This window comes from Nitrospira sp. Nam80 (assembly GCF_965152575.1).
Window position 1 is genome coordinate 3,792,672 of record NZ_OZ224216.1, and the last position, 26,273, is coordinate 3,818,944.

Annotated in this window: 9 protein-coding genes; 1 reads left to right on the top strand and 8 read right to left on the bottom strand. The window is 60.5% G+C overall.

Features of this window, described 5'->3' with window-relative positions; translation table 11 throughout:
• Nucleotides 1–2 precede the first annotated feature (2 nt).
• From ACWGXE_RS17865 to ACWGXE_RS17900, 8 genes are all read right to left on the bottom strand, one after another.
• Entirely contained in the window at nucleotides 3–12,215 is a 12,213-nt protein-coding gene (locus ACWGXE_RS17865) for an amino acid adenylation domain-containing protein (protein ID WP_447599366.1), read from the bottom strand.
• Nucleotides 12,212–17,551: an amino acid adenylation domain-containing protein gene (locus ACWGXE_RS17870; RefSeq protein WP_447599368.1), complete on the bottom strand. Its 5,340-nt coding sequence runs from the start codon at nucleotides 17,549–17,551 to the stop codon at nucleotides 12,212–12,214. Before ACWGXE_RS17870 ends, ACWGXE_RS17865 begins: the two co-directional genes overlap by 4 nt.
• A 13-nt stretch (nucleotides 17,552–17,564) precedes the next feature.
• Complete coding sequence (locus ACWGXE_RS17875) at nucleotides 17,565–18,578, bottom strand: TauD/TfdA family dioxygenase (RefSeq protein WP_447599369.1); 1,014 nt, start codon at nucleotides 18,576–18,578, stop codon at nucleotides 17,565–17,567.
• A gap of 64 nt (nucleotides 18,579–18,642) precedes the next feature.
• A complete protein-coding gene (locus ACWGXE_RS17880) occupies nucleotides 18,643–19,422 on the bottom strand; it encodes a thioesterase II family protein (protein WP_447599371.1) in 780 nt (259 codons plus the stop codon).
• A complete protein-coding gene (locus ACWGXE_RS17885; protein WP_447599372.1) occupies nucleotides 19,422–19,658 on the bottom strand; it encodes an MbtH family protein in 237 nt (78 codons plus the stop codon). Before ACWGXE_RS17885 ends, ACWGXE_RS17880 begins: the two co-directional genes overlap by 1 nt.
• Before the next feature lie 79 nt (nucleotides 19,659–19,737).
• Nucleotides 19,738–22,110: a penicillin acylase family protein gene (locus tag ACWGXE_RS17890; protein WP_447599373.1), complete on the bottom strand. Its 2,373-nt coding sequence runs from the start codon at nucleotides 22,108–22,110 to the stop codon at nucleotides 19,738–19,740.
• Nucleotides 22,107–23,510 carry a diaminobutyrate--2-oxoglutarate transaminase gene (locus ACWGXE_RS17895; RefSeq protein ID WP_447599374.1) on the bottom strand — a complete coding sequence of 468 codons (1,404 nt, stop codon included), beginning with the start codon at nucleotides 23,508–23,510 and terminating at the stop codon, nucleotides 22,107–22,109. Before ACWGXE_RS17895 ends, ACWGXE_RS17890 begins: the two co-directional genes overlap by 4 nt.
• Nucleotides 23,511–23,519: 9 nt before the next feature.
• The gene (locus ACWGXE_RS17900) at nucleotides 23,520–25,226 is read right to left on the bottom strand and encodes a cyclic peptide export ABC transporter (RefSeq protein WP_447599375.1); all 1,707 of its coding nucleotides are present in this window, start codon (nucleotides 25,224–25,226) and stop codon (nucleotides 23,520–23,522) included.
• 424 nt (nucleotides 25,227–25,650) lie between these two features.
• On the opposite strand from ACWGXE_RS17900, the gene ACWGXE_RS17905 reads away from it, so the two are divergent.
• A complete protein-coding gene (locus ACWGXE_RS17905) occupies nucleotides 25,651–26,169 on the top strand; it encodes a sigma-70 family RNA polymerase sigma factor (protein WP_447599377.1) in 519 nt (172 codons plus the stop codon).
• The last annotated feature ends 104 nt before the right edge of the window (nucleotides 26,170–26,273 follow it).

Genomic DNA, 26,273 nt, shown 5'->3' on the forward strand with positions numbered 1-26,273 from the left:
CCTCATTGGATTTCTTCGAGAATGTGGTCCAGCTGGTCCGGACTCAGCTCGACGTCCGGAAAATCCGCCGGCGTATAACCCGCAGCCCCCCCCGCCAGACCATGGGCGACCAGCGTGCGGAGCATCTGCACAAACCGCTCGCTCAGCGCCGCGATCGTGGTCCGGCGGTACCGGCGCCCGCTGTAGCCCCACAGAACGTGCAGTCGGCCGTCGAGAATGTTGGCGTGAATGTCCAGCTCATAGGGAAGGCGACTGCGCGCATCCTGGTTCGGCCCCGCGGATTCCGGTGCGGGACGAACCGGTGCCTCGGGTGGAAACGTCTGGTCGAACTGTCCTAAGTAGTTAAGGCGTACCGGCGCGGCCGGCCGCACTGCTAGCCGCCGGCGCACCTCGGGATCCGGACTGCTGTAGCGCAGCAGCCCATAGCCGATCCCCTTCTGCGGGATTCGCCGCAGCTGCCCCTTCACGGCCGCAAGCACGGCCTCCGGCGCCGCTCCCCGCTCGACCCGCACCGCGAGGGGAAAGATCGTCGTGAACCACCCGACCGTCCGCGACACATCAAGCGCGGAAAACAATTCTTCCCGACCATGCCCCTCGAGATCGAGTTGGACGACCGCGCTGCCGCTCCACTGGCTCAGCACTTGGACGAGCGCCGCCACCAGCACCTCCTGGAGTTGGATCCGCGCGGCCGCGGCCACCCCCTGCACCAGCTGTCGCGTGGTCTCGACATCCACCGAGACAGTCACAAGTTCCGCGTCCGCCTCCGTCGCGGCGCCCTCCGGGTCCTCCACTGGCAGGGACATCGCGGGCTCCTGCTCGGATGCCAGCCAGTAGGCCGCCTCCGTCTGGAGCGCTGCCGACTGACTGTGGGTTTGCAGCTGCGCCGCCCAGACTTGAAAAGAACTGGTCGGGGCCGAGAGCCGTACCGTCTCCTGGGTTGCCGACTCGTGATAGGCGGTCATCAAGTCGTCCAGCAGAACCCGCCAGGAGATCCCGTCCACCACTAGATGGTGAATCACCAAGAGCAGGCGCGCTGTCTGTTCGGCCCCGCGCGTGAACAGCACCGCCCGGACCACCGGCCCCGTGGTCAGATCGAGCCGCGCCTGCCACTCGGTTGCCGCCGCTTCTAACGCCTGAGCCTGGGCGGCCGCCGGAACCGCCGCGAGATCGACCCACTCCACCGCCACCGCAGCGGCCTCGGCCGCATAGGCTTGCCGCCATCCATCGGCCTCCGGGGTAAAGCGCAGCCGGAAGGCGTCATGGTGAGCGAGCACGGCCTGCAGAGCCGCCTCAAGCCGGCGCAGGTCGACACCCAATTGGATTTCCAAGAACGCCGCTTGGTTGTAGTGATGCGGATTTGGCAGCCTTTGCTCAAAGAACCAGTGCTGGATGGGGGTTAAGGGTACCTCGCCGCTTACTATTGCCTGCTCGGACACAACTCCTGCCTCGTATTCCACCGCCGCCGCCAACGCGGAAATGGTCTGATGCTGGAAGAGTTGCCTGGGCCTTACCGTCAATCCTGCCTTTCTGGCTTGCGCAACTACCTGCAGAGACAGGATGGAATCGCCGCCCAATTCGAAAAAGTTGTCGTGCACTCCCACTTGCTTGACACCCAATACCTTCTCCCAAATCCTGACCAGGAGCTGTTCCGTCTTTGTGTCCGGTGCACAGAAATGCTGCGCCAACCGACTGCTCGTGTTCGGCATCGGAAGCGCCCTGCTGTCCACCTTGCCGTTTGAGGTCAGGGGCCACGCTTCCAGGACCATCACCACGGCCGGCACCATGTACTCGGGCAACTGGCACGCCAGAAACTCACGCAAGGTCTCGACGGAAGGCGCGGTGTTCGTCGCCGGGATCACATAGGCCACTAGCCTCTTTCTCTCTCCCTGATCTTCCCGGGCCAACACCACTGCGTCGCGCACTGTTGGATGCGAAGTCAGGTGGGCTTCGATCTCGCCTAACTCAATCCGGAATCCACGAATCTTCACCTGATGGTCGATCCGGCCGAGATACTCGATGGCTCCATCAGGCCGGAAACGCGCCAGGTCTCCAGTCTTATACAGCCGGCTCCCTGGCACTCCACCGAACGCATCCGGCACGAATTTCTCGGCTGTCAGCGCCGGCCGTCGATGGTACCCCCGCGCCAATCCTACGCCTCCGATGTAGAGTTCTCCGGGCACTCCTATTGGAACAGGATGGCCGTCCCGATCGAGCAGATAGATTTGGGTATTGGCAATCGGCCGCCCAATCGGCACGATCGATTCACGATCAAGGCGTTCACATAGCCAGGCGGTCACATCGATCGATGCTTCCGTGGGTCCGTAGAGATTGAAGAGTTCCGCTCCCGGCAATCGTTCATAGCACCGCCTCGCAAGGTCTGCAGGGAGCGTTTCGCCGCTGCAGATAATGCGTCGTACGACCGAATAGTCCTCGACCCCGGGAGCCTCCAGAAAGGCCTGGAGCATGGGCGGCACAAAATGCAACGTCGTCACCCGCTGCCGGCGCACAACCTCGCCCAGGCGTTCTCCGTCTTTGTGATCCCCAGGCCTCGCCATGACGAGGCAAGCGCCAACCATCAGGGGCCAAAAAAACTCCCACACCGACACATCGAAACTGAACGGCGTCTTCTGCAGCACCCTGTCCACGGCCGTGAGACCAAAATACTCCTGCATCCACAGCAGCCGGTTGAGCAGCCCTCCGTGGGTATTGCCGGCTCCTTTTGGCCGGCCTGTCGAGCCCGAGGTATAGATGGTATAGGCGAGACTCTGGAACGAGAGATCAGCGGCGGACAAACTGACGGGTAGGCGGGCGATCTCGCTCCGCTCCCTATCCAGGCAGATCGTGCTGCCAACATTTTGCGGCAATCGCGCCTCAAGATGATGTTGCGTGAGGAGCAGCGCAGGAGCCGCATCATCCAGCATGAATGCAATCCGTTCCGCCGGATAGTCCGGGTCGATCGGCACATAGGCCCCGCCGGCTTTCATGATACTCAACAGGCTTACGATCATATCGAGCGAGCGTTCCATACACACACCGACTAAGACATCCGGACCAATGCCCTGCTGCCGGAGATAGTTAGCTAGCTGATTGGCACGGGCGTTCAGCTCGGCGTAGCTAAGTATTTGATCTTCATACGTGACGGCTGGGGCATCAGGGGTTTGAACAGCCTGCGCCTCAAACAATTCATGCACCCACCGTTCTCGAGAATAGGCCTTGTCGGTCCTGTTCCGGTTTAGCACCTCTAACTGTTCCACCTGCGTAAGGATCGATACCTCTGATATTCGTTTGTCCGGATTGAGGGCGATATTTTCAAGCACGTGCTCGAAATGGCCCAGCAGCCGGTCGATCGTCTCGTCCTCGAACCGGTTGCGCTCGTACATAATGCTTACGGTCAGAAGCGGGCCCGGTGTGATATCCAGCGTCAACGGATAGTGGGTCCTGCCCTCGATTCTTACATTGGATACAGCGAAGCTTCCATGTGTTCCGGACAAACTCTGAGACTTTGGATAATTTTCGAATACCAGCAGACTCTCGAACAGCGGCTGCCCCTTCGGAACTTCGCTCCACCCTTGAATGTGTGACAAAGGGGCATGCTCGAATTCGCGCATGTCGAGATTCTGCACCATCATCTGTTGCAGCCAGGCCTTCACCGAAATATCCGGTGAGACCTGCACGCGCAACGGCAACGTATTGAGGAACAGACCAATGGTAGACTCCACACCGGCCAGATCCGCAGGCCGTCCCGACACAGTGACGCCGAACAGAACATCCCGCTCTCCGCTGTAGCGGCTCAGGAGCAATGCCCACGCCCCCTGCATCACGGTATTGAGGGTCACATGATATTGTTGTGCCGCGATTGCCAGTGTCGATGTTAGCGACTCAGAGAGCTGTCTGGACTGCTTGCCGTACCCTCTCGCCTCGACCTCTTGAACGGCTCCCGTTTGATGATCGCCCACCAGGCGGGTTGGCGCCGTAAACCCGGCGAGTGCCGTGCGCCAGTACCTCTCAGCGGCAGCAAGGTCTTGTGTCCCGAGCCACGCGATGTAGTTACGATACGGCTGGCCGGGCATGACGACGGTCCGCTCCCCCCGTTGTAAGGCCGCGTAACGAACCAAGACCTCCTGAAAGACGAGCGCAATGCACCAGCCATCCATCAAGAGATGATGATGAGCCCAGACGAAGAGCGTGGTGTTGTCGGACGTCCGGATGAGAGAGACCCGTATGAGCGGCGCCGCCGCCAGATCAAATCCGCTTTCCCGATCGGCTTCCAAGAGCCGCTTGAGCTTTATTTGCTGGGCGTCGTGAGTACAATCCCGCCAGTCCTCCCGCTTGATCGGAAGGGATACGAGTGTGTGAACGATCTGCAGTGGCTCTCGCACGCCTTCCCATATGAAAGAGGTCCTGAGTGCTGGATGGCTCTGGATGGTTTCCTGGATGGCCTGTAGAAACGGTGATTCTTGCCACTCACCTACCAGAGTGCAGCATAACTGCTCGACATACAGACCGGAACACGGCGCATCCAGACTGTGAAACAGCAAGCCCTGTTGTAATGGAGTGAGTGGATACATATCTTCAATCCGACGCAGCGTACCGAAGACGGTATCGATCTCAGACTGTTGGAGCCTGCTGAGCGGGAAGTCTGAAGGAGTATAGCCGCCGGCACCGGGCTCCGAACAATGCCGAATGAGCTTGCTCATAGTTTCCAAATAGGTCCGGCTCAACTGCTCAATGGTCTCGCGGTCATAGCGCGACCGGCTGTAACTCCAGGACATGTGCAACCGTTCGCCCAAGATGTCGCTGTTGATATCCAATTCGTAGGGGAGTGTCGCCTCCGGATCGCGATCGACCCCGGCGGCATTAATCGACGGTACGAAGGGGGAATCAGCCGGAAGAACATGATCCATCTGTCCCAGATAATTAAAGCGGACCTGAGACGCCGGATAAGCGCGCAGAGTTTCCATGGTGGACGTCCAGGGCCCCAGATACCGCAGGATGCCGTATCCGATTCCTCCATACGGAAGGCGACGCAGTTGTTCCTTGACGGATTTCAGGCAATCGGCGAGCGGCGCCTCCGGCGACCACGACAACAGAACGGGGGTGACCCCGGCGAACCAGCCGACGGTGCGAGACAGATCCAAATCGGGGAACACATCCTCGCGACCATGGCCTTCCAGATCGAGCAATACCTCTTCATGGCCGCTCCATCCGCCCAGCGTTCGCACCAATGCCGTAAGTAATACGTCATTAATATGCGTTCGGTAGACGGCCGGTACATCGTGGAGCAAGGCACGGGTCGAAGCCTCGTCCATCCAGACATGCAGCGTCTCCGAGGCAAGTTCGCGCTTATCTCCCGTCGGGTGATCGACAGGAATGGGACATGCGCGTTGTCGAGCAGGATCGAGCCAATAGGCGATTTCGCGCGCCAGCGCTCCTGACGTGGCATGCTCCACCAAGCGCGTTGCCCAGCGTGCATAGGAGGTACTTTTCGCCGGCAATGACACCGACATGCCGGACGCGAGTTGTCTGTAGGCGAGATGGAAATCCTCCATCACCACCCGCCACGAAATCCCGTCCGTCACCAGATGATGCATGATGAACAGCATCCGGTCGCGTGTTGCCCCACCCATCGCGAAATACACCACCCGCAATTGAGGACCGGCGCCGATATCGAGGCTGCGCTCCCACCGGTCGATCTCCTCAACGAGGCAGGCATCCTGGCTCTCCACGGAAATCGAAGATAGATCGACCAGATGCACCACCTGTTGGTTGCCCTGAGCGGCATACCGCTGCATCCATCCGCGCTCGTGACGATCGAAGCGGAGGCGCAACGCATCGTGATGGCCGACGATCCTCGCCACCACCTCGGTCACGATGGACAGGTCCAGCGGCCGCTTCAATTCCAACAGCAACGATTGGTTCCAGTGATGAGGGTTCGGAGCATCGAGATCGAAGAACCAGTGCTGAATGGGGGTCAGGGGAATGTCGCCGAGATCGGCCGTATCATCGGCAAGTGAAATGTCGGCACGAGTGACGACTGTCGCCAACTCGGCGATCGTTTGTTGCTGAAACAACTGCCGCGGCGTCAACGCAATCCCTTGCTGTCTGACACGAGAGACGACTTGGATGCTCAGTATGGAGTCGCCGCCCAGTTCGAAGAAGTTGTCGTGAATCCCGACGCGCGCCGCTCCTAAGACGTCGCGCCAGACCGCTGCCAACGTGGCCTCGAGCTCCGTCCGCGGCGCGGCGTACGGGCGGGCCACTCCCCGGCCCTCTTCCGGCGCCGGCAAGGCCTTCCGGTCTACTTTGCCGTTCGGCGTGAGCGGCAGCTTGTCCAGCACCACGAACGTCGCCGGGATCATGTACTCCGGCAGCCGGCGCCGCAGAAACTCCCGCAGTTCTGACGCCGCCACCGGCTCACTCGCCACCAGGTAGCCGACCAGGCGCTTGGGGCCGGCCGGCTCCTCCCGCACCACCACGACCGCGTGCGTGATGGGCGGATACTCGACCAGCCGCGCCTCGATTTCCCCCGGCTCGATCCGGTACCCGCGCAGCTTGACTTGCTGGTCCACCCGCCCCAGACATTCGAGCGTGCCATCCGCCCGCCGGCGCCCCAGATCGCCCGTGCGATAGAGCCGCGTGCCGTCGTCCCGAAACGGATGCGGCACGAAGCGCTCCGCGGTCAGGTCCGGCCGCCCCCAATAGCCGGTCGCAAGCCCGGCGCCCCCGATGTAGAGTTCGCCCACCACCCCGACCGGCACGAGCTGCAGCCGGCGGTCCAGCACATAGAGGTCCGTATTGGCCAGCGGCCGTCCAATGAGGATCGGCCCCGCCGCATTGTCGATCCGCTGCGCGGCCGACCACACGGTCGTCTCCGTCGGGCCGTACACATTCCAGAGCGCGGTCCCCGCCCGGCCCAAGCGCGCCGCCAAGTCCGGGGCCAAGGCTTCGCCGCCGCACAACAGGGTGCCCCCGGCCAAGCCCTGCCAGCCGGCCTCCAAGAGCATCCGCCACGTGGCCGGCGTCGCTTGCATCACCGTGGGATGTGTGGCCTCCACCCAGTGCATGAGCTTCGTCCCGTCCGACGCGGTCTCGGCCTCGGCCAGCGCCATCTCCGCCCCCACCATGAGCGGCAGGAACACCTCCAGCACCGCGATGTCGAACGACAGCGACGTGACCGCCACCACGCGATCGCGCGCAGACAGCCCCAACAGGGCCTGCATGGCCCAGAGAAAATTCACCACGCTCCGATGCGCGATCATCACGCCCTTGGGCCGCCCCGTGGACCCCGAGGTGTAGATGACGTAGGCCGTCTGGGCGGAGTGGCCGGCGGCCGGCCGACGGGCCGGGGGTGGGTCGGCCGGCAGCGTGCCGTCTGGGTGCACATAGAGCACCGGCGCGCCACAGGCCGGGAGCCGGTCGGTCAGCGCCCGCTGCGTCACCAGCCCCGCGACGCGCGCATCCTCCATCATCAAGGCCAGGCGCTCGGTCGGATAGCGCGGATCCAGCGGCACATAGGCGGCCCCCGCCTTCAGAATGCCGAGCAGCCCCACCACCATCGCGACGGACCGCTCCACGCACAACCCCACGCATGCCTCCGGCCCGACCCCCGCCGCCACGAGCGCGTCCGCCACCCGCGCCGCCCGCCCCTGCAGCTCCCGATACGTCAGCGCTTGCTCGGCATCCCGCACCGCCACAGCCTCCGGCGTCCGGTCGGCCTGCTCGTCCACCAACTGCTGCACACAGCGGTCGTCGGGATACGCAGCCGCCGTGGCATTCCAGTCGACCACCGCGCAGTGCCGCTCCGCCTCCGTCAGCAACTCCACCTCCGACAGCCGCGTCTCCGGCGCGCCGAGCAGCTGTGCCAGCACCAGTCGGTAGTGCCGCACCAGCCGCGTGATCGTCTCCGCCTCGAATAAATCCGTGCTGTACTCGAGTTCTCCGGTAAGTCCCCCATCCCGCTCTGTCAGATCGAGCGTCAAGTCGAAGCGGCTGTGTTGCAGCTCGGCCTTGAGTCGAGTCACTTCAATGTCCGGCACATCCACCCATTGGAGGTGATCCTGATCCAGCGAGAACATGACCTGGAACAGCGGGCTATAGCTGAGGTCACGAACCGGTTGAAGCGCGTCCACCAACTTTTCGAATGGACAGTCCTGATGCGCCTGCGCGCCCAGGACCGTCTCCCTCGCCCGTCCTATCACTTCCCGTAATGAGGGATCGCCGGAAAGATCGGTGCGCAGCACGACGGTATTGACGAAACAGCCGATCAGCGGCTCTATTTCGTGGTGAGTTCGATTGGCGACCGGCGTTCCCACAGCGAATTCTTCCTGCCCGCTATAGCGAGACAAGAGCACTTGAAACGCCGCCAGCATGGTCGTAAACAACGTCGCGTTCTGCCGTCGACTGAACGATTTGAGGGACTCGACCAACGTGGGAGGCAGCACAAAAGAATGGACTGCGCCCCGATAGCTCTGCGAAGGAGGCCGCGGCCGGTCTGTCTGCAACGTAAGAGTCGGCAGGCCGGTTCCAAGCCGGTTCCTCCAGTAGGCTAATGACTCCTCGAGCGTCCGGCAGACATACCGTTCACGTTGCCAGCGGGCATAATCGGCATATTGAATCGGGAGAACTGGCAAGTCGGAGGGCAGGCCGCCCGTGTATTCCCGATAGAAGGCGGAAAACTCCCGCACCAATAGCCCCAAAGACCAGCCGTCCGAAATAATGTGGTGCATCGTCAGCAACAATACGTGGTCATGAGGCCCCACGTTCACCACAGCGACACGCCACAGCGGTCCGTCGTGGAGTTTGAACGGCTGGCGGACGTGATCAGCTGCCAGGCGTCCTATGGCGGTCTCACGGTCCTCTTCTGAGGCCTCAAGGTCGATCAGAGAAAAGGATACGCGCATCCCGGGAGCGATGCGTTGAACCGGCCGGCCATCAATCGTCACCAACGTCGTACGCAAGACGTCGTGGCGGCTGGCGATTCGATTCAATGCCTGCTCCGCCGCCGCAGGATCGAATGGTCCTCTGAGACGAAGCGCGGCCGCGAGATGGTAAAAGGAGCTGCCGGACTCCAATTGATCTAAGAACCAGAGCCGTTCTTGTGAGAACGACAGCGGGATCGGATCGGACGATGCAGTGGCTGTAACTGGGAAGGGGATGCTCACCGCCGGGCGATCGTGGGTGTCGGCGAGCAGCATCGCCAAGCCGGCGACCGTCGGCGTCTCGAAAAAATCAGCGGGGGCCACTTCCCGTTGATAGAGAGCTCGCACTTGTGAGAGGAGCTGCACGGCGAGCAGAGATTCACCGCCCAATTCAAAGAACGAATCGTGAACGCCGATACCGTTAATCTTCAGCAGTTCCTCCCATGTGGCGACCAAACGCTGTTCCATCTCATTGGAGGCAGCGCTATAAGGGGTCGCGAGCGGAGGACGCTGGTGTCCCGGAGAAAGAGGGTGCGCCATTGCGGCCTCTTCCTCTCTCTCCAGTTCCTCAGTACGTTGCGGCGGCAAGGACGCCTCGCTTCTCTCAGCCTCCACCCAGTACCGCTGTCGCTCGAATGGATAGGTGGGTAGTGGCATCCGGCGCCGTTCTTCTCCGGCATAGATTTGCGGCCAGTCGATGGACCCGCCGGCGAGCCATACCCGCGCCAGTGCTTCCCACACATGCGCCTGTCCAGGCTGCCGCTTGTGTGGATGTGGAAGCGACGAGATGACCGGCATGGGGATGGCCGCAGACTCCATCATGGCCGAGAGCCGGCGGCGGACCAGGCCGCTGAGCTGGTCGCCGGGACCGACTTCCAACGGAATGCGCTTTGCCTCTTTCACCAACCGGTCCAGCCCGTTAGAGAATCGAACAGTCTCACGAAGGTGTCGCACCCAGTAGTCCGGAGAGGTGGCCTCTGCCCGCGAAATCCAATCGCCGCTCACATTGGACACAAAGGGAATCACGGGCTCTTTAAATGTCATCTGCTCCAATGCTTTCTGAAAGGACGGGAGGATCGGCTCCACCATGGCGGAATGGAAGGCATGGGACACATGAAGGCGTCGAGCAGCAATGCCCTGCGCACTGAGACGAGCAGCCGTCGCTTCGATGGCTTCCGTGGGACCCGACAAGACGGACAGCCGCGAACCGTTGATGGCCGCCACATTGCAGCTTCCCATGAACGGGGCGAGTTCGGCTTCATCCAAGGTGACGGCGAGCATCGCGCCGGCAGGAAGGGACTGAATCAACCGGCCGCGTTCGGCGACTAAGCGAATGGCTTGCTCGAGCGAAAAGACCCCGGCCAAGCAGGCGGCGACATATTCACCGATGCTGTGACCGATCATCGCATCCGGCTTGACACCCCACGCCATCCAAAGTTTGGCTAAAGCATACTCAACGATGAACAGGGCCGGCTGGGTCACAGCGGTTTGATTGAGCCGGGCCGTCATCGCTTCCTTGTCAGCTTCTGCCGGATACAAGATCTCCCGCAGGTCACACCCGACGTGAGGTGCAGCGAGTTCCACACAGCGATCCAGCTCTTCTTGGAAGAGAGGCTCTTCCCGGTAGAGCTCGGCCCCCATGTCGACATGCTGGGCTCCTTGTCCCGGAAACAGAAAAGCGACAGGCAAATCAGCCTGGACCGGCCCCGATGTCAGGAGGCGCCGAGGATCTCGTTCGTTCAGAATACGGCAGGCATCCCGATGATCATGGCAGAGCACCACCCGGCGATACGGAAAATGCCGACGGCCGACTTGCAAGGTGTACGCGATATCGGGAAGTGAAGCCTGCGGATGCGCCGACAGATACTCACTGAGCCGAGAAGTAGAGAGCTCGAGCGCAGAAGAGGATCTTGCCGATATCGGCAACACATGCCAGCCCCGCGAAGAAGACCCGGACAGGTGTGGAGCTGCTTCTTCCAGCACGACGTGTGCGTTGGTGCCGCCGAGCCCAAACGAACTGACGCCGGCCCGCCGCGGCGTCCCATTTCTGTCCCACTCGCGGAGAGCGGTGTTCACGAAGAACGGCGTGGCCGCAAAATCAATTTCGGGGTTCGGATTGGTGAAATGGAGGCTGGGTGGGATCTGTTTGTGCACCAGGGCCAAGACAGCTTTGATCAGGCCCGCGATGCCGGCCGCGGCATCAAGATGACCGATATTAGTCTTCACCGACCCGATTGCACAGAACCCTCTGTGATCGGTTTGCGTTCCGAATGCGTGGGTCAGGGCGGCCAGCTCGATCGGATCTCCCATGGGTGTGCCGGTTCCATGGGCTTCGATGTATCCGATCGTCCTCGGGTTGACCCCGGCCGCGACCTGCGCCGCTCTGATGACGTTCGCTTGTCCTTCGACACGCGGGGCCGTGTAGCCGACCTTGCGCGCGCCGTCATTGTTAATGGCCGACCCCCTGATGACGGCCAAAATGTGATCGCGATCGGCCTGTGCGTCCTGGAACCGCTTGAGCAGCACCAGGCCCACTCCGCTGCCGCCGACTGTTCCTTGTGCCCGCTCGTCAAATGCTCGGCAATGTCCGTCCGGCGAGGCAATGCCGCCGTTCTGATAGAGGTAGCCGACATGCTGAGGAACCGTGATGGACACACCGCCCGCCAGCGCCATGTCACATTCTCCGGCGAGCAAGCCTTGGCAAGCGAGATGCACCGCCACCAGCGAGGTCGAACAGGCTGTTTGGATCGCGAGGCTCGGTCCCTCCAAGTTCAATTTGTACGAGGCGCGCGTGCAGAGCGAGTCTTTTTCCACGCCGAGCAACGCGGCCATATCCGCCGCGGATTGAAGCAGGATGCCATGGGGAAAAAGATTGAAGAGGTAACCGCTCGTGCTCGATCCGGCATACACGCCGATCGGGCCCGCACATCGATCCGGATCGTAGCCGGCGGATTCCAGTGTCTCCCATGCGCATTCCAGGAATAGGCGGTGCTGAGGATCCATGAGCTCCGCCTCTCGCGGTGTAACGCCGAAGAAGCCCGCATCAAACAGATCGATCCCTTCCATGATGCCGCGCATGCGAACATAGTGTGGATGCCGACGCAGTGCTTCCGGTACACCGGCTTTCGTCAAGTCCTGCTCGCTCAGGAGAGAAAGCGATTCCACCCCATCGCGCAGATTCCGCCAATAGGCGGCCACGTCGGGGGCGCCGGGAAACCGGCCGGCCATGCCGATAATCGCGATGTCCAAACCATCGCGCGCGCTGTCCGACTCGGATGGCGAAATTAACTGGCTCATTCTGTCCTCGTGACGGCCTGCTGGGTGCGCCGTCGCTTCATCCTGCGCAGCCCTGCCTCCCGTTTGTCTTGGATCCGCTTCGTGGTCTGATCGTCGACCATAGGAGTCGGCTGCTCGACGATATACGCCGCCAGCGCTTCCACTGTCGGATAGCGAAAGAGATCCACCATGGAAATCTCGCGTGGAACTATGGCACGTACCTTCGTCAACACTTTGGGCAGGAGCAGAGAATGCCCGCCCAACTCGAAGAAATTGTCATGCAGGCCGACGGCGGGGAGACCCAAAACTTCTTCCCAAATCGCGGCGATCGCCCGTTCGCGCTCATTGCGTGGAACAACCTGCCCGGCCGCCTCCGGTGCGACCCTGGCCTTCGCAAGCAAGGCTTGCCGATCGATTTTTCCACGAGGGGTCAAGGGAAAGGCATCGAGGAACGCCCACCTGCTCGGCACCATGTATTCGGGGACATGGTCGTTCAGAAAGCCTCGCAGTTCTTGAACGCCGAGGGATCCCATGACCCGGGGCACGACATAGCCGACCAACTGGGCCGCAGGTGCACTGGTTTCCAGGAACACCCCTGCTTCCTTCACGTCCGGATGCCGGCGCACATGGTATTCGATCTCCGCCAACTCGACGCGATACCCTCGAATCTTAATCTGATCGTCGCAGCGTCCCAAGAATTCCAGATTCCCATCCAATCGCCGCCGCACCCGATCGCCGGTACGATAGAGTCGTTGGCCGAGGCGATGGCTGAACGGATGCGGGAGAAACTTTTCGGCCGTCAGCGCGGGAAGGCCGTGATACCCGCGTGCGAGTCCCTCTCCACCGATGTACAGATCCCCGGGCAAACCGGCCGGGACCGGTTGCAGATGGGAATCGAGGACATACAGTTCGACATTGGCGATCGGGCGGCCAATCGGAACGGTGTTCATCGCGAGCCAGTCCGTCTTCGAATCCGGGATATACACACTGGCCGTGACCGTCGCTTCGGTCGGTCCATACGCGTTACACCAACCCACGCTGTCGCCCGCGACGCGGCCCCAACGCCGCACGTCGTCCGGCGCCGCCTTTTCGCTTCCGACAACCACGAGACGGAGGGCAGGCGGCATGAGCGCGCCGGTGTGCTCGATGTCCTGGATCCAAGCTGCCCAGTAGGGAGTTGGGAGATTGAGCACCGTCAGGTTTCGTTCCCGGATGAAGGCGTGAAAGTCGGCATAGGCCGGCATCGGATCAGATGGCCGCAATACGACCGCCGCGCCGGCCAGCCATGTCGGAACACATTCTTCGATCGCCACATCGAAACTGATGGACGAAAATTGCAGCACACGATCGTGCCGGCTCAGTTTGAAACTCTCGACCATGGCTATCCCGTGGTTCACCAACGAACGATGGGTCACGCTGGTACCTTTAGGCCGGCCGGTGGTGCCGGAAGTGTAGAGAAGGTAGGCCGCATTGTCAGGACGCGCCAGATTGGGGAGATTCTCCTTCGAATGTTTCGCCGCTCTTAACCAGTGATTATCCAATGCAAAGACGGGCGCCAGCTCGCCAGGGACAGCACCCTGGACTCGCTCCTGGGTCAACACGATGTTCGGCTGCGCATCTTTGAGGATGGCGACTTTGCGCTCTGCGGGATAGCCGGGGTCGATCGGCACATATGTCGCACCGGCTTTCAGACTTCCGAGCAGGCCGATCACCATTTCAGGAGATCGATGTACGCACAATCCGACCGTCGACTCCGGCCCGATGCCTTGTGCCCGTAAATAGCGCGCACATTGATTTGCACGGGCGTTGAGGGAGGCATAGGTGTATATCAGGCCTTCATGAACCAATGCCGGGGCATGCGGCGTCCGGGCCGCCTGCGCCTCGAACAATTCGTGCAGGCAAGAGCTGCGCGGATAATCCGCTTGTGTGTTGTTGCATTCGACAAGCACGAACCGTCGTTCCGCCGCGGACAGCATGGTCAACTCGCTCACCGGCACATCGGGAAAAGAGCAGATCTGACCCAGCAACTCCTTGAAATGTCCGGTCATGCGCGCAATGGTCGATTCGGCGAACAAGTCGGTGCTGTATTCGAATACGGCGCGAACGGCGCCGTCAGCCTCCAGCGCCATTTCGAGCGTAAGATCGAAGGCAGATACCTGGGCACTCACATTCATTCGGGACGCCTCGAGGCCTCCCAACCGGCGGACGTCCCATGGCTTGTCTTCCAGCACGAACATCACTTGAAACAGCGGTGTATGACTGAGATCTCCGGCCATTCCCAATTCATCAATCAAACGCTCGAACGGAATGGCCTGATTGGCTTGCGCGCCCAACACCGTGGTGCGGACTTGCGCCAAGAAGGTCGAAAACGAAGGGTTTCCGGAAAGATCGGCACGCAAGGCCACTGTGTTGACAAAGCAGCCGATGAGGTTTTCGCATTCTTTGGGGTGGCGGTTGGCGACCGGTGTCCCGACACAGAAGTCGGCCTGATCGCTGTAACGGAACAGCAAGACCTTGAACGCCGCCAACAACGTCATGAACAGTGTCGCTCGACAGCCTGCTCCTAAGGCCTGCAGGTTCCGGACGGTCTTCTCCTCAATACCCCACGCGTAGCGGGCTCCTCGATGACCTTGCACCTCGGGACGGGGATAATCGAACGGCAGGTTCAGCACGCCGGCAACGCCGTCGAGTTGGGTTCGCCAGTACGTGAGCTGCCGCTCGAGTTCCATGCTCCGCTGGTCTTCCTGCCGGGACACGACCACATCGGGATACTGGAGCCAGGGTTCCGGCAATGGCGATGGCCGGCCAACCTTGAATGCTTCATACAGCACGGACAATTCGTCCTTGAAGATCCCCATCGACCACCCATCCGTCACGATGTGATGAAGAGTAACGGATAAGATGTGGACATCTTCTTCCATCCTGACCACACGAGCACGCACGAGAGGACCGTTCGCCAAATCGAAGGGGTGGCGCGCTTCCTCTGTCGTGACTCGCCGAGCTTCCTCATCCCGCTGAGCCTCGGATACATGACGCAGATCGTCGATCGGTAGAGACAGCTGGTGATGCGGCAGGATGACCTGTACCGGCCGCCCGTCTTGCATCTTGACGCAGGCACGCAGAACGTCATGGCGGCGAATGATTTCATCCAGCGCACGACGTAAAGCGTCGACATCGAGCGCGCCGCGCACGCGAAGCGCAACGCCAACGTTGCTCACGGGGCTTCCGGGAGACAATTGATCGAGGAACCAGAATCGCTGTTGCGCGAACGACAGCGGCAGCGCCGCTTCCCGGACCACCGGCCGAACGGAAACGGGCGGCGCGGGCTGGTCACTGCGAGGCTTCGTTGCGAGACAGGCGACGAACTGCTCCAATGTCGAATTGTCGAATAGCGTGTCTAATGGCAAGTCCACCCCGTGAACGTCCCGTATACGAGCCAACACCTGCAGCCCTCGCAGAGAGTCTCCACCCAGCGCGAAGAAATCATCATTCGGCCGGATTGGATGGTGATGCAGCACCTCCGCCCAGATGCGAGCTACGACAGTAGCGAGCTGCTTCGGAGTGTGATCATCGAGCCCCGTCTCGACATCGATCGGAGCGGTCACGGCGGGAGTTCCTGACAAGAGAGACTCCCAAATCACAGTCAACTCGCGGGCGAGATACCTGATGCGGCAGAGTCCTCGCTGCACCTTCCCGCTCGATGTCTTGGGCAGCGTCCCCGGTTTGATAAGCACCACGGCCGAGACGGCAAGCTCATGCTCGCGCGCCACCGCTTCGCGGACGGCCGTGGCGACTGCCTCATGATCGAATGCCTTGACGCGGGGCTCCACTTCCTGCACGACGACCAGTCGCTCTTCCCCCTGCTCGACGATGGAAAATGCGGCTCCGCCTCCGGGCCTGAGAACGGGGTGGGTTTCCTCGACCGTTCGTTCGATGTCCTGCGGATAATGGTTGCGACCACGAATGATGATGAGATCTTTCAGTCGGCCGACGATGAAGAGGTCTCCGTGATCGAGCAGGCCAAGATCTCCGGTGCGGAGGAACGGGCCCTCGCCGGTATCGGCCAGCATGGCGTGGAAGGTGGCGTTGGTCTCTTCTTCCCGCCGCCAGTAGCCCTGCGCGACACTCTTCCCGCTGACCCACACCTCTCCGACCTCCCGATCCACACATTGAGTCCGGAGTTCGGGACGGACGATTCGAATCTGTTGATTGAGTTTGGCCGTGCCGCATCCCACGAGCGTCTGAATGCGATCGGCCGACGCCGAGCCTGCTGAGCGGTCCTCGGCTACACCGCCAAGTGATCGGATGACGGGCAGTGTCCCGGCCTCTCCTCCGCTCACGAGCAAGGTGGCTTCCGCCAGTCCATAGCAGGGATAAAAGGCCTCCCGCCGAAATCCACAGGACTGAAACGTATCGCCAAACCGGCGGAGAGTGTCGGGACGGACTGGTTCTGCCCCGTTGAACGCCACGGTCCACGTACTCAAGTCCAGCGACCGCCGCTGCTCTTCCGAGATCTGCCGCACGCAGAGGTCATACGCGAAGTTGGGGCCGCCACTCGTCGTGGCACGATACCGCGAGATGGCAGAGAGCCAGCGGACCGGTTTCTGCAGGACATGCACCGGCGACATCAGCACACAGGGCACGCCGAGATACAGCGGTTGGAGCACGTTCCCGATCAGCCCCATGTCGTGATACAGCGGCAACCAGCCGACAATCACCTCCTGCCGGGTGTGCCCGAACGCCTCCTGGATCATCCGTTGGTTATGCAGGAGGTTGCCGTGACTCACCATCACGCCTTTCGGCGTCCCCGTCGAGCCAGACGTGTATTGGAGAAATGCGAGACTGTGCTCATTGATAGCGGGTTCATGCCAGTCGTCGCCGCTCTCAATGGCCAATGCATCAGTGTTCAGCCACCGCAACGCCGTAAGCCGCTCATATCCGGCTACTTGGTCGGACAGACGGCGGATGGCGGCCTGCGAGGCAGTTGTCGTGAGAACATAGGCCGCCTCTGAATCCATGGCGATGGCCTGGACGCGCGGCAATCCCCGTTTTCGCTGCGGCGGATAGGCAGGAACGGCAATGACACCGGCATACAAACAGCCCAAGAAGGCCGCAATGTATTCGAGTCCGGGCGGATACAAGAGGAGTGCGCGTTCACCGGTCGCACCGCACGATTGCAGCCGTGCCGCAATCGCCTTGGCCTGACGATCCAGATCGGCATACGTCAGGGACATGCTGTTCATTTCCCCGTCTGCCAGGAACTCGTACGCGCGCTGCTTCGGCACATCGGCGGCCCGCCTGCGCAGCAGTTCAACTAAAGTCAGCGGTTCCATATGTATGGCGGTGCTCAGAGACATGATGCCGTACCCATCAAACCGATTGACCGACAACCGCGGCCGAGCAGGGCTCCGCCATCGCGACCAGAACCTTGCGTGGTCCCCTAAACGGTGCTCGCCCGTGCGCAGCCAGCATGTTGTCCAACAGCATGACGTCCCCCGCCTGCCAGGGACATTCGACGGCGCCGCTTCGATACACCTCTCGAATCTCATCCAGGATTGAGTCTTCGATGGCACTGCCATCTCCATAGTAGGTCTGTCGCGGCAGATCTTCCTCGCTCACCACCTCAAGCAGCGATGCCCGAACCCCCGGCTCCAGATTCGAAACATGAAAGAGATGGGCCTGATTGAACCAAACCGCTTCACCCGTCTGCGGATGCACCGCCATGGCTTGACAGACATGACGGGTACGAAGCTCGCCGTCCTTCTTCCATTCGTGGTGAATGCCCGCCCGCCTGCAAAACCGGTCCACTTCACCACGGTCGGACGTGTTGAAGACTTTTTCCCAGGGCAAGTCGAGCCCGTTTCCATAATTCCGCACATACATGACCTTCTTCTCGATGAATCGGTTTCTGATCTTTGCCGGAATACGATTGAACACTTCGCGGCTGTCGGCAATCGGCGTCGCACCGCCTTCCTGCGCCGCCACCACGCAGCAAAACCAGATCTTCATCGGCCATTCGGTCGTATAGGCATTTTCATTATGAAGCGGAATGTGTTGGTGGGCCGGATATTCCGTGGAGGTGTAAATCCGGTCGGCCACGTGCGAGCGGGGCGTGGAACGGAACTCATACCCCAATAAATCGGGCGTCACCTGCTTGACCATCCGTTCAAAAGCCTCCGTCGAATCGACACGGAAGCCCCGGAACAGCATCCCGCCGAACCTCGGCAGATAGGCATGAACCCATGCACGCAGTCCGTCCAGACGCACGTGAAAATCCTGATCGCCATTCGGCTCGACCACCAGCGGAAGCCGGCTGCCGGACGAAAGAAAGCTTTTCGACAACAGAGGAGGCGCAGTCGCGCTTATATCGCTAGACGAACTCATCGGTTGATCCTCCACGCACCAACAAGAAATGGAACCCGCTGTACCGATCCGACCATGCTGCTTCTCATTTATGTGGTATTTGCGTTTCACATCCCTCCTGCAGCAGTACGCGAGACACGATACTCACAAGAGGGTTTCGAGCATCTCGGAGAAAGAAATGATCACCGGGCAAGACCCACAGGCGAAACCGCCGACCAGTCTGTTCACGCCAGGCCTCAATGGCTTCCAGCTTGACGGTGGTGTCGTCCCTGCCTGCGAAGGCCGAAATTGAGCACTTTAGGGGTGGGGCAGTCACATGGCGGTACGTATCCCGCAACGCGAAGTCCGCCCGCAGGGTCGGGACCATCAGCGCCATTAGTTCGGGATGAGTCATGACCTCCGGCGGTGTTCCGTTGAATTGCTGCAGCCGGTTGATAAAGTCGTGCTCCGGCAGATCGGAGATTCGATCCGTATCGGCAAGCTGAGGCGCAGGACAGGCGGACACGAATAAATGATCGGGCATGAGCCTCCCACGCCGGCATATCTCACGCGCCAGCTCGAACGCGATCAATGCACCGATACTGTGACCAAACAGTGCGTAGCGGCGATCCAGATATGGCTCGATCGCCCCGCTCAAGGCTCCAATCAACGGCCGCAAGTCCGCGATTGCCGGCTCATTGACCCGTGCCTCCCTTCCGGGAAGATGGACAGACCAGATTTCGACGTCGGAGGATATTTCGTCCGGCCAAGTTCGAAACACAGACGGCCCACCGCCGGCGTAGGGCACGCAAAAGAGCCGGATGTTGCCCTTCATGGCGCGAACCGGCACGACCCATCGTGGTGAGCGGGATTGCACGGTCAACATTAGACGGTGGCCTCGTTGACGTTGGCTTGCTCGTCCATCCATTTCCGCAGGCTTAAGGGACGCATGTCCGTCCAGACCTTTGTGATGTAGGCCAAACAGTCGCCTTTGAGACCGGTTTTTCCCGCATCTCGCCAGCCTGCCGGGTTGGCTTTGTATTCCGGCCAGATGGAATATTGCTCCTCGTGGTTGATCACCACCTTGTAGATCGTCGTGTCGTCCTGTTCATCGCGACTCATAATTTCCTCCCCGGTGTTGTAACTGCATGAGCATTCATCGGCGGTGAATGGCGACATTCACCGCTCCCATCTTTCTAACTCAGCTCAGTGAACTAAACGGAACCAGGGTCAACATATGTCGGGGCAGCAACCCGATAAAAGGCAGAGCTGTCCCCTGGCTCCAGGCTTGCTGTTGATCGCGGTAATGAGGTGACAGCGGATGACCGGACTGCCCGCCCGGCATATGCAAAATGCCGTCTTCCACCTTTCCCGGCGAAACCACGAGGCGCTCGGTGGCGGACACTCTTCCGCTCAGCACCCGCACACAAGAGTCACAGCCAGGCGATTCACTGTCCGGCATGTCGAGCAGCCACGAAAGCCCCGGCAGCGCTCCACTCAAGGGATGTTGAATCTGCAGCCGGTTGATCCGGCCCCACGTGATGTTCTCCGGTGATACGCCGTAGTGGTTTTGGAGATCCCGCCAAGTCCGCTCCAGTGCGTCGATGAGGAACGATCGCCAGGCATCCGCGCCTTGACCGGTGGGAGACAACTCGGGGACTCGAGCGGTCAATAGCGCGCGCAACGGGGTTTCCATCCCCCCGACATAGGTAAACTGTCGATCCTCGGCTCGACATCGTTCCAACAACGGCATGAAGATCGATCGAGCCAAGACATCGCGAAATTGGATGAGGAAGTCGTACCCGACGCTGTCGATGTCGGCATGACCGTCCCAGGCATCGACGGCTCGGCGCAACGGGGCGAGGCCGGAATTGCTCCGCACCGCCTCATCGGTCAGGACTTCACGCGCGATCCGACGATAAAACTCGTAGACCTCGCTCTTCGTATCCAGTTGGATCCGCAACAGATCAGGTTCTTGCGCCTGCCGCATGCCGCGCAGCTGCTCCGCAATCCGATAGGCACGATAGCCGCCGACGAAGGAATGTCCCACGGTATACGGATACTGCACGAGCATGCGCTGGTTGGCACTGACGATGAACCCGGACGGCGGATCGATGATGCGAGGCAGGTCCTCGGCGGGGACATACCCAGCCCAGCCCTTCTCCCCATCCGCCCAGGACACGCTGACCGATCCGTCAAATCCGCGCCGAACTGGAATCTTTCCCGTGAAGGTCCAGGCGATGTGTCCGTCGGCATCGGCCAGCAAAACGTTGTTCGCCGGTCCCTTTGCCCGATTCATGACATCCAGCGCGTCGTTCACAGTGCGCGCGCCGTCCATATGCAAGAGTCCGATATCGACGGCGTCCGGATCGAGACCGGTCCAGCGCACGGCAACCTTGTGTCCGAGCAACGGCTGCTCGGCCACCGGACCCCACACCGTATCCATACAGTAGACGATCTCATCGGGCGCGCCCTTGACTGTGATAACTTCGCGCCTGCCCTCGAAGCGGCGCCACCCATAGGGGGTCTTATACTGATTGGGGTCATCCCGATTCAGATCGAGCCGCACCAAGTCGACAAAATCGCCTTCAACGTTCGTAACTCCCCACGCCACATGACCATTCGTTCCGACGACAACCACGGGAATACCTGGAATGACGAGGCCCATCATGTCCACATCCTCATAGTGCAGGCGGACGCGATACCAGGTATTGGGAATCGTCATGTCCAAGTGCATATCGTTCGCCAGCATGGCGCGCCCGCCGGCGGCGCGCCCGCCGGCAAGAACCCACCCATTGGACCCAACGACAGGCTTCTCGCGAATGACGTCGGCGTAGCGTGATTGATCGGAGCCAGGCGGCCGGCGCATTGCCGCCAACTCTTTCACCGGTATGGACACATGGAATCGATCCGGGTCTGTCTCGTGTAAGACGGCATGCGTATACAGATCGACATCGGGCAATAAGAAGGACACCACGCTCGGAGGGAGCGCCTTGGCCATGACGGTCCGCATACGTTCATCGTCCTCATAGAGATTCAGCATTTGAAACATAGCGAGAACGACGAGCAGCGAATCCGTTTGATGCCAGGGTTGGGGGGCGTACCCGAGCAAGAGAAACTCAGGCGGCAACGCCATTGCCTGCGCGAGAAAACTATTGATACCCTGCGTATAGGCCTCCACGGCCTCCCGTTGGTCAATCGGCAGGCGGTCATAAATCGCACGAGCCGCCTGGTGCAGACCGAGTCGTCGTTGCTTGATGTCGTTCGCGACGGCCGCGCGACCAAGAATCTCGGCCAATTCTCCGGCCGTGCTTCTCCGCAGGAGATCCATCTGAAAGAGGCGGTCCCGCGCGGTGACATAGCCGAGCGCTCTCAACGCATCCGCGCGGGACTCAGCGACGATGGTCGGCACACCATACTCGTCCGATGTGATCGACACGGGCGCCGCTAATCCCTCGACCGAGGCGGTGCCATCCAGCACGGGAAGCGATGCCTGCAGGGTCATGATGCCCCACAATCCTGCAACCGCCAGAATGGCGATCATGGCCAGCGCGATGCGAACGGTGTATTTCATGCCTGCTCGCCGGTTGCAGCCTTGACGGCATCCGAAACAATCCTCGCAATCTTGTCGATCTCTTCCGGCGTGACAATCAAGGGCGGAAGAAAACGAACCACGGCGTCATGGCGTCCACCCAACTCGACGATCAGTCCTCGGCGCAACGCCTGCGCCTGAATGCTGCGGGCCATTGCGGCATCGGCAGGATAGATTCCTCTGTGGTCCGGTTCGGCAAACGGATCGACGATTTCCGCACCGATCATGAGCCCGCGGCCGCGGACGTCTCCCAGGATGGGACACTCGCGCTGCACCTGGCGAAGCCGCTCGACCAGCCGCTCTCCCATCGCCCCCGCATGGTGGTGCACTCGCTGCTTCTGAACGAATTCCATCGTGGCGATGCCCGCCGCCATGGCCAACTGATTGCCCCGAAACGTTCCCGCGTGAGCGCCGGCCGACCAGCGATCCAGTTCCGCCTTGTACACCACGACGCTCAAGGGCAATCCCCCGCCGATCGCTTTGGACAAAACCACCACGTCCGGAACGATTCCCGCTCGCTCGAACGCGAAGAGCGTGCCCGTCCGCCCCAGTCCGGTCTGCACTTCATCAATGATCAGAGGAATCTTGCGTTCCTGGGTGATACGGCGAATCTCGCGCAACCAATCATCGGGAGCGGGAACGACGCCGCCTTCCCCCTGCACCACCTCGACGATCATCGCCGCCGGCCTCACGATGCCGCTGTTCGGGTCATCGAGTAGCCGCTCGATGTAGCCGCTGGACAAGCGATGTCCCGCTTCACCGCCGGTTCCGAAGGGACATCGGTAGTCGTAGGGAAAGGGCAAGAAATGGACGTCCGACATCAACCCGCCTACCGCCTCCTTCGGCGAGAGACACCCCGTGAGGCTCAACGCGCCGTGCGTCATGCCGTGATAGCCCCCATGGAACGAAAGAATGGCGCGTCGCCCCGTAGCGGTCTTAACGAGCTTGATCGCCGCCTCGACGGCGTCGGCACCCGAAGGTCCGCAGAATTGAATGCGGGCATCGCCCGCAAATGACTCCGGCAGACATGACAAAAGCCGCTCGGTAAAATCGTCCTTGACGGGGGTGGTGAGATCCAAGGTTTGGAACGGAAGCTTCTCGTGCAGGGCTTGCTGGATGGCATCGCTGATAACCGGATGGTTATGTCCCAGCGCCAAGGCTCCCGCACCGGCCAGACAATCGATATACGTATTGCCTTTCGTGTCCTGGACATAAATTCCTTTGCCCTTTCGCAGCGCCACCGGGAGGCGCCGCGGATAACTCCGGGCATTCGATTCACGCGCCGCTTGTCTTTCGAGATATGGGTCCACCTCCAATTCGTCACACGATGTATTCGCACCCGTCGGCAATTCCCGCCACATTTCATCGAACGGAACGATCATGGGAAACTCCTATTCGATAGGCGCAGCCAATACTGCGCTTCTTGGAACAGACCCGTTCACGTGACTCTTCCCGTCGACGATATCGACGATTCGTCCAAAATCCATGCGGATGCAGCGGTCGGCCACGAAAAAATAGTGGTCATCATGCGTGATCACGAGCACGGTTTTGCCGCGGGCTTTCAAATCCGGAAGCAACTCCGTGTAGAACACCTTTCTGAATACCGGGTCCTGGTCCGCCGCCCATTCATCGAACACATAGATCGGCCGATCTTCGAGATAGGCGGTCAACAGGGCCAATCGCTTCCGTTGCCCCTGCGAAAGCGCCAAGGTCGAGAGCACCCCGTTCCTTGCGTACACCTTGGAACTGAGTTGCAGCCGGTCCAGATACGTCCGCGCCTGGCCGTCAAGATCGTGATGCGAGAGGCCCAATAATGTCTCGAACAGGTGAAACTCGGAAAACACGACGGAAAACAGTTGCCGATATTGCTCCCGATTGGTTTCATCGATCGGAATGTCGTCGAGCCGAATTTCACCGGACTCCGGCGTATAGAGTCCGAGGAGCAAGAGTACGAGCGAGGTTTTGCCGCTTCCGTTTCCGCCGATGAGGAAGACGATCTCGCCGCGGGACACCGCCAGATCGATCGGTCCGAGGCAAAAACTTTCCTCTTCGTGCTCACGATAGTAGCGATGGGTCACACTGGCCAATTGCAGACGCCGCCATTCGCCCCCGCGCAACGAACCAATGGCATGCTTTGTCGGCGCGCCGGGTTTCGCCCCGCTCTCCGTATCGTTCGACTCAGCCAGCGACAACCCCAAGTCCTGCACCTTCTTCAGTGCGACATTTGCCCGGCCTACACTCTGAAGCATTTCCATGATCTGGGCGAAGGGCCCCATCATGTAGAGCACGATCAGCATGGCGCCGGTCACGGTCGCCGGAGGCAGACTCAGCCACGGAGCGAGCACGAACAGCACCGCTCCGATCACGCCGTAGAACAGGAACATTCCCCAACTTGATGCGATGGAATACAGCCACATGCCCATCAAGAAGTCCCGTTTGTATGCCGTCACCGTGGGTTGAAGTACGGTTGTGACGAAGGCGTGGCGTCGCTCGCGATGCAACTTCAGCTCCTTGATGCCTTTCATGATCGACCGAAAGTTGTGGAAGAGCGTATCGTTCGTTTCACGCGCATCCTTTAAGTGCCGCAGAGCCTTCCGCTCAAACGCCTGAAACAGAGCGGCCCCGATGGCCATTAACATCAGGGTCGCAAGAAGCAGGGGGCGGGACAACCATCCCAAGTAGGCCAAACAACCCAGGACCGTCGCCGCATTGATGCAGATGAGCGGCAAATTCACGTACGCGTTGGCGATGACCGCTGCATCATCATTGAGCGCGGCCAGTAAGCGATGCTGGCCTAATTGCTCCACATGCCTCAGGGGCGCGCTCAAGATTTCCCGGCTCAGATGCATGCGCAAATCGGCAATCGCTTCCTGACCGAGTCGGACGAGAAGCAGCTCGGAAACGGCTTTCGAGACAACGACCACGACGGCCAGCCCGAGGAAACTCCATGCCACGATTGCACCATGCTCCGTCGACTCCATCGCCGCATTGACGAAGGCGATAATGCCGGCACTTGCCAATCCGCTGAATATCCCGACCACGATGGACGACGCCACCAAACGCCAGGATCTTTGAAGAAGAAAGCGTATGAGATTCACTTCATCGCTCGCTTTGTGGCACTCGTCTTCTTGTGGAGGTGATCATGCCTCGCCTTGATGCCAGGACAAATCAAGTGCGATACACTTCCATCCACGGTCCTGTCGGCTCGCCCCATATCGGTGTAGACGCCGATCATCGGGCAGAGCCTCAGGTCCGCTCAGGAAAAATCTACGTAGCAGGCTGTTTTCCGGAAACTGGAACATCATCCAACATGATCTAATGCGGCATTTCCTCTACTTGGCCCCGTATATGGGCACTGAGCATGGTGTGATGAATGTTCCGCGAGTAGTCGCCACGTTTTTCGTCTGATTGCTTTTCCATCCGGAAAGCAAACATGGCTCACAACAGCACGCTTCAGCTATGGTGAAGACAACAGCCGTACTGCCTGCGCCGCGATATTGGGCTCATGCGTAGGTGCCCAGCATGGGGGAATGTCATTCCATCACTGCCAACCGCTTTCAATTGTTTCGGGATTATTACGACGAACTCGTCGCCCATCTCACAAGGAAGCTACGCTCACGGGATCAAGCCATGGATGTCGCGCAAGAGACATTCCTTCGCGTGTTGAGTCAGCAGCCGGATGCTCGCGTGGAGCACCCGCGGGCATTTCTGTATAAGACTGCATGGAATCTCTCCGTTGATCTGTTCCGCAAACAGAGACGGCAAGCCGAAGAGTCGCTCGAATCACAAGAGATTCAAGAGGTCCTGATCGTATCGGCCGATCAGGACACCATCGTGGAGGTAAAGGAGCAAGTGGAGCTTCTCTGTCGCGCGATTCAAGAGTTGCCTCCGAAATGCCGTCAGGTTTTTCTCCTTCATAAATTCAAGGAGCGCTCGCATGCGGAGATCGCCGCACAGTTGGGCATCACCAAGAGCATGGTGGAAAAGCACATCATCAAAGCGATGGCCCATTGCCGCCACCGATTGGAAGAATCGCTCTAACCCGCATTATTCATGAACGCTTCTACTGCAATGACGAACCGTCATGAATAAGCGGGCTAAGGTCAGCGGTATGCCTCTATGGTGTCTGTTCCGAGAGGCGCATC

What these genes read in the sequence shown, in the direction of transcription:
- ACWGXE_RS17895 (WP_447599374.1), bottom strand. Translation starts at nt 23,510, where the DNA reads ATGATCGTTCCGTTCGATGAAATGTGGCGGGAATTGCCGACGGGTGCG.
- ACWGXE_RS17875 (WP_447599369.1), bottom strand. Translation starts at nt 18,578, where the DNA reads ATGAGTTCGTCTAGCGATATAAGCGCGACTGCGCCTCCTCTGTTGTCG.
- ACWGXE_RS17890 (WP_447599373.1), bottom strand. Translation starts at nt 22,110, where the DNA reads ATGAAATACACCGTTCGCATCGCGCTGGCCATGATCGCCATTCTGGCG.
- ACWGXE_RS17905 (WP_447599377.1), top strand. Translation starts at nt 25,651, where the DNA reads ATGGGGGAATGTCATTCCATCACTGCCAACCGCTTTCAATTGTTTCGG.
- ACWGXE_RS17885 (WP_447599372.1), bottom strand. Translation starts at nt 19,658, where the DNA reads ATGAGTCGCGATGAACAGGACGACACGACGATCTACAAGGTGGTGATC.
- ACWGXE_RS17870 (WP_447599368.1), bottom strand. Translation starts at nt 17,551, where the DNA reads ATGTCTCTGAGCACCGCCATACATATGGAACCGCTGACTTTAGTTGAA.
- ACWGXE_RS17865 (WP_447599366.1), bottom strand. Translation starts at nt 12,215, where the DNA reads ATGAGCCAGTTAATTTCGCCATCCGAGTCGGACAGCGCGCGCGATGGT.
- ACWGXE_RS17880 (WP_447599371.1), bottom strand. Translation starts at nt 19,422, where the DNA reads ATGTTGACCGTGCAATCCCGCTCACCACGATGGGTCGTGCCGGTTCGC.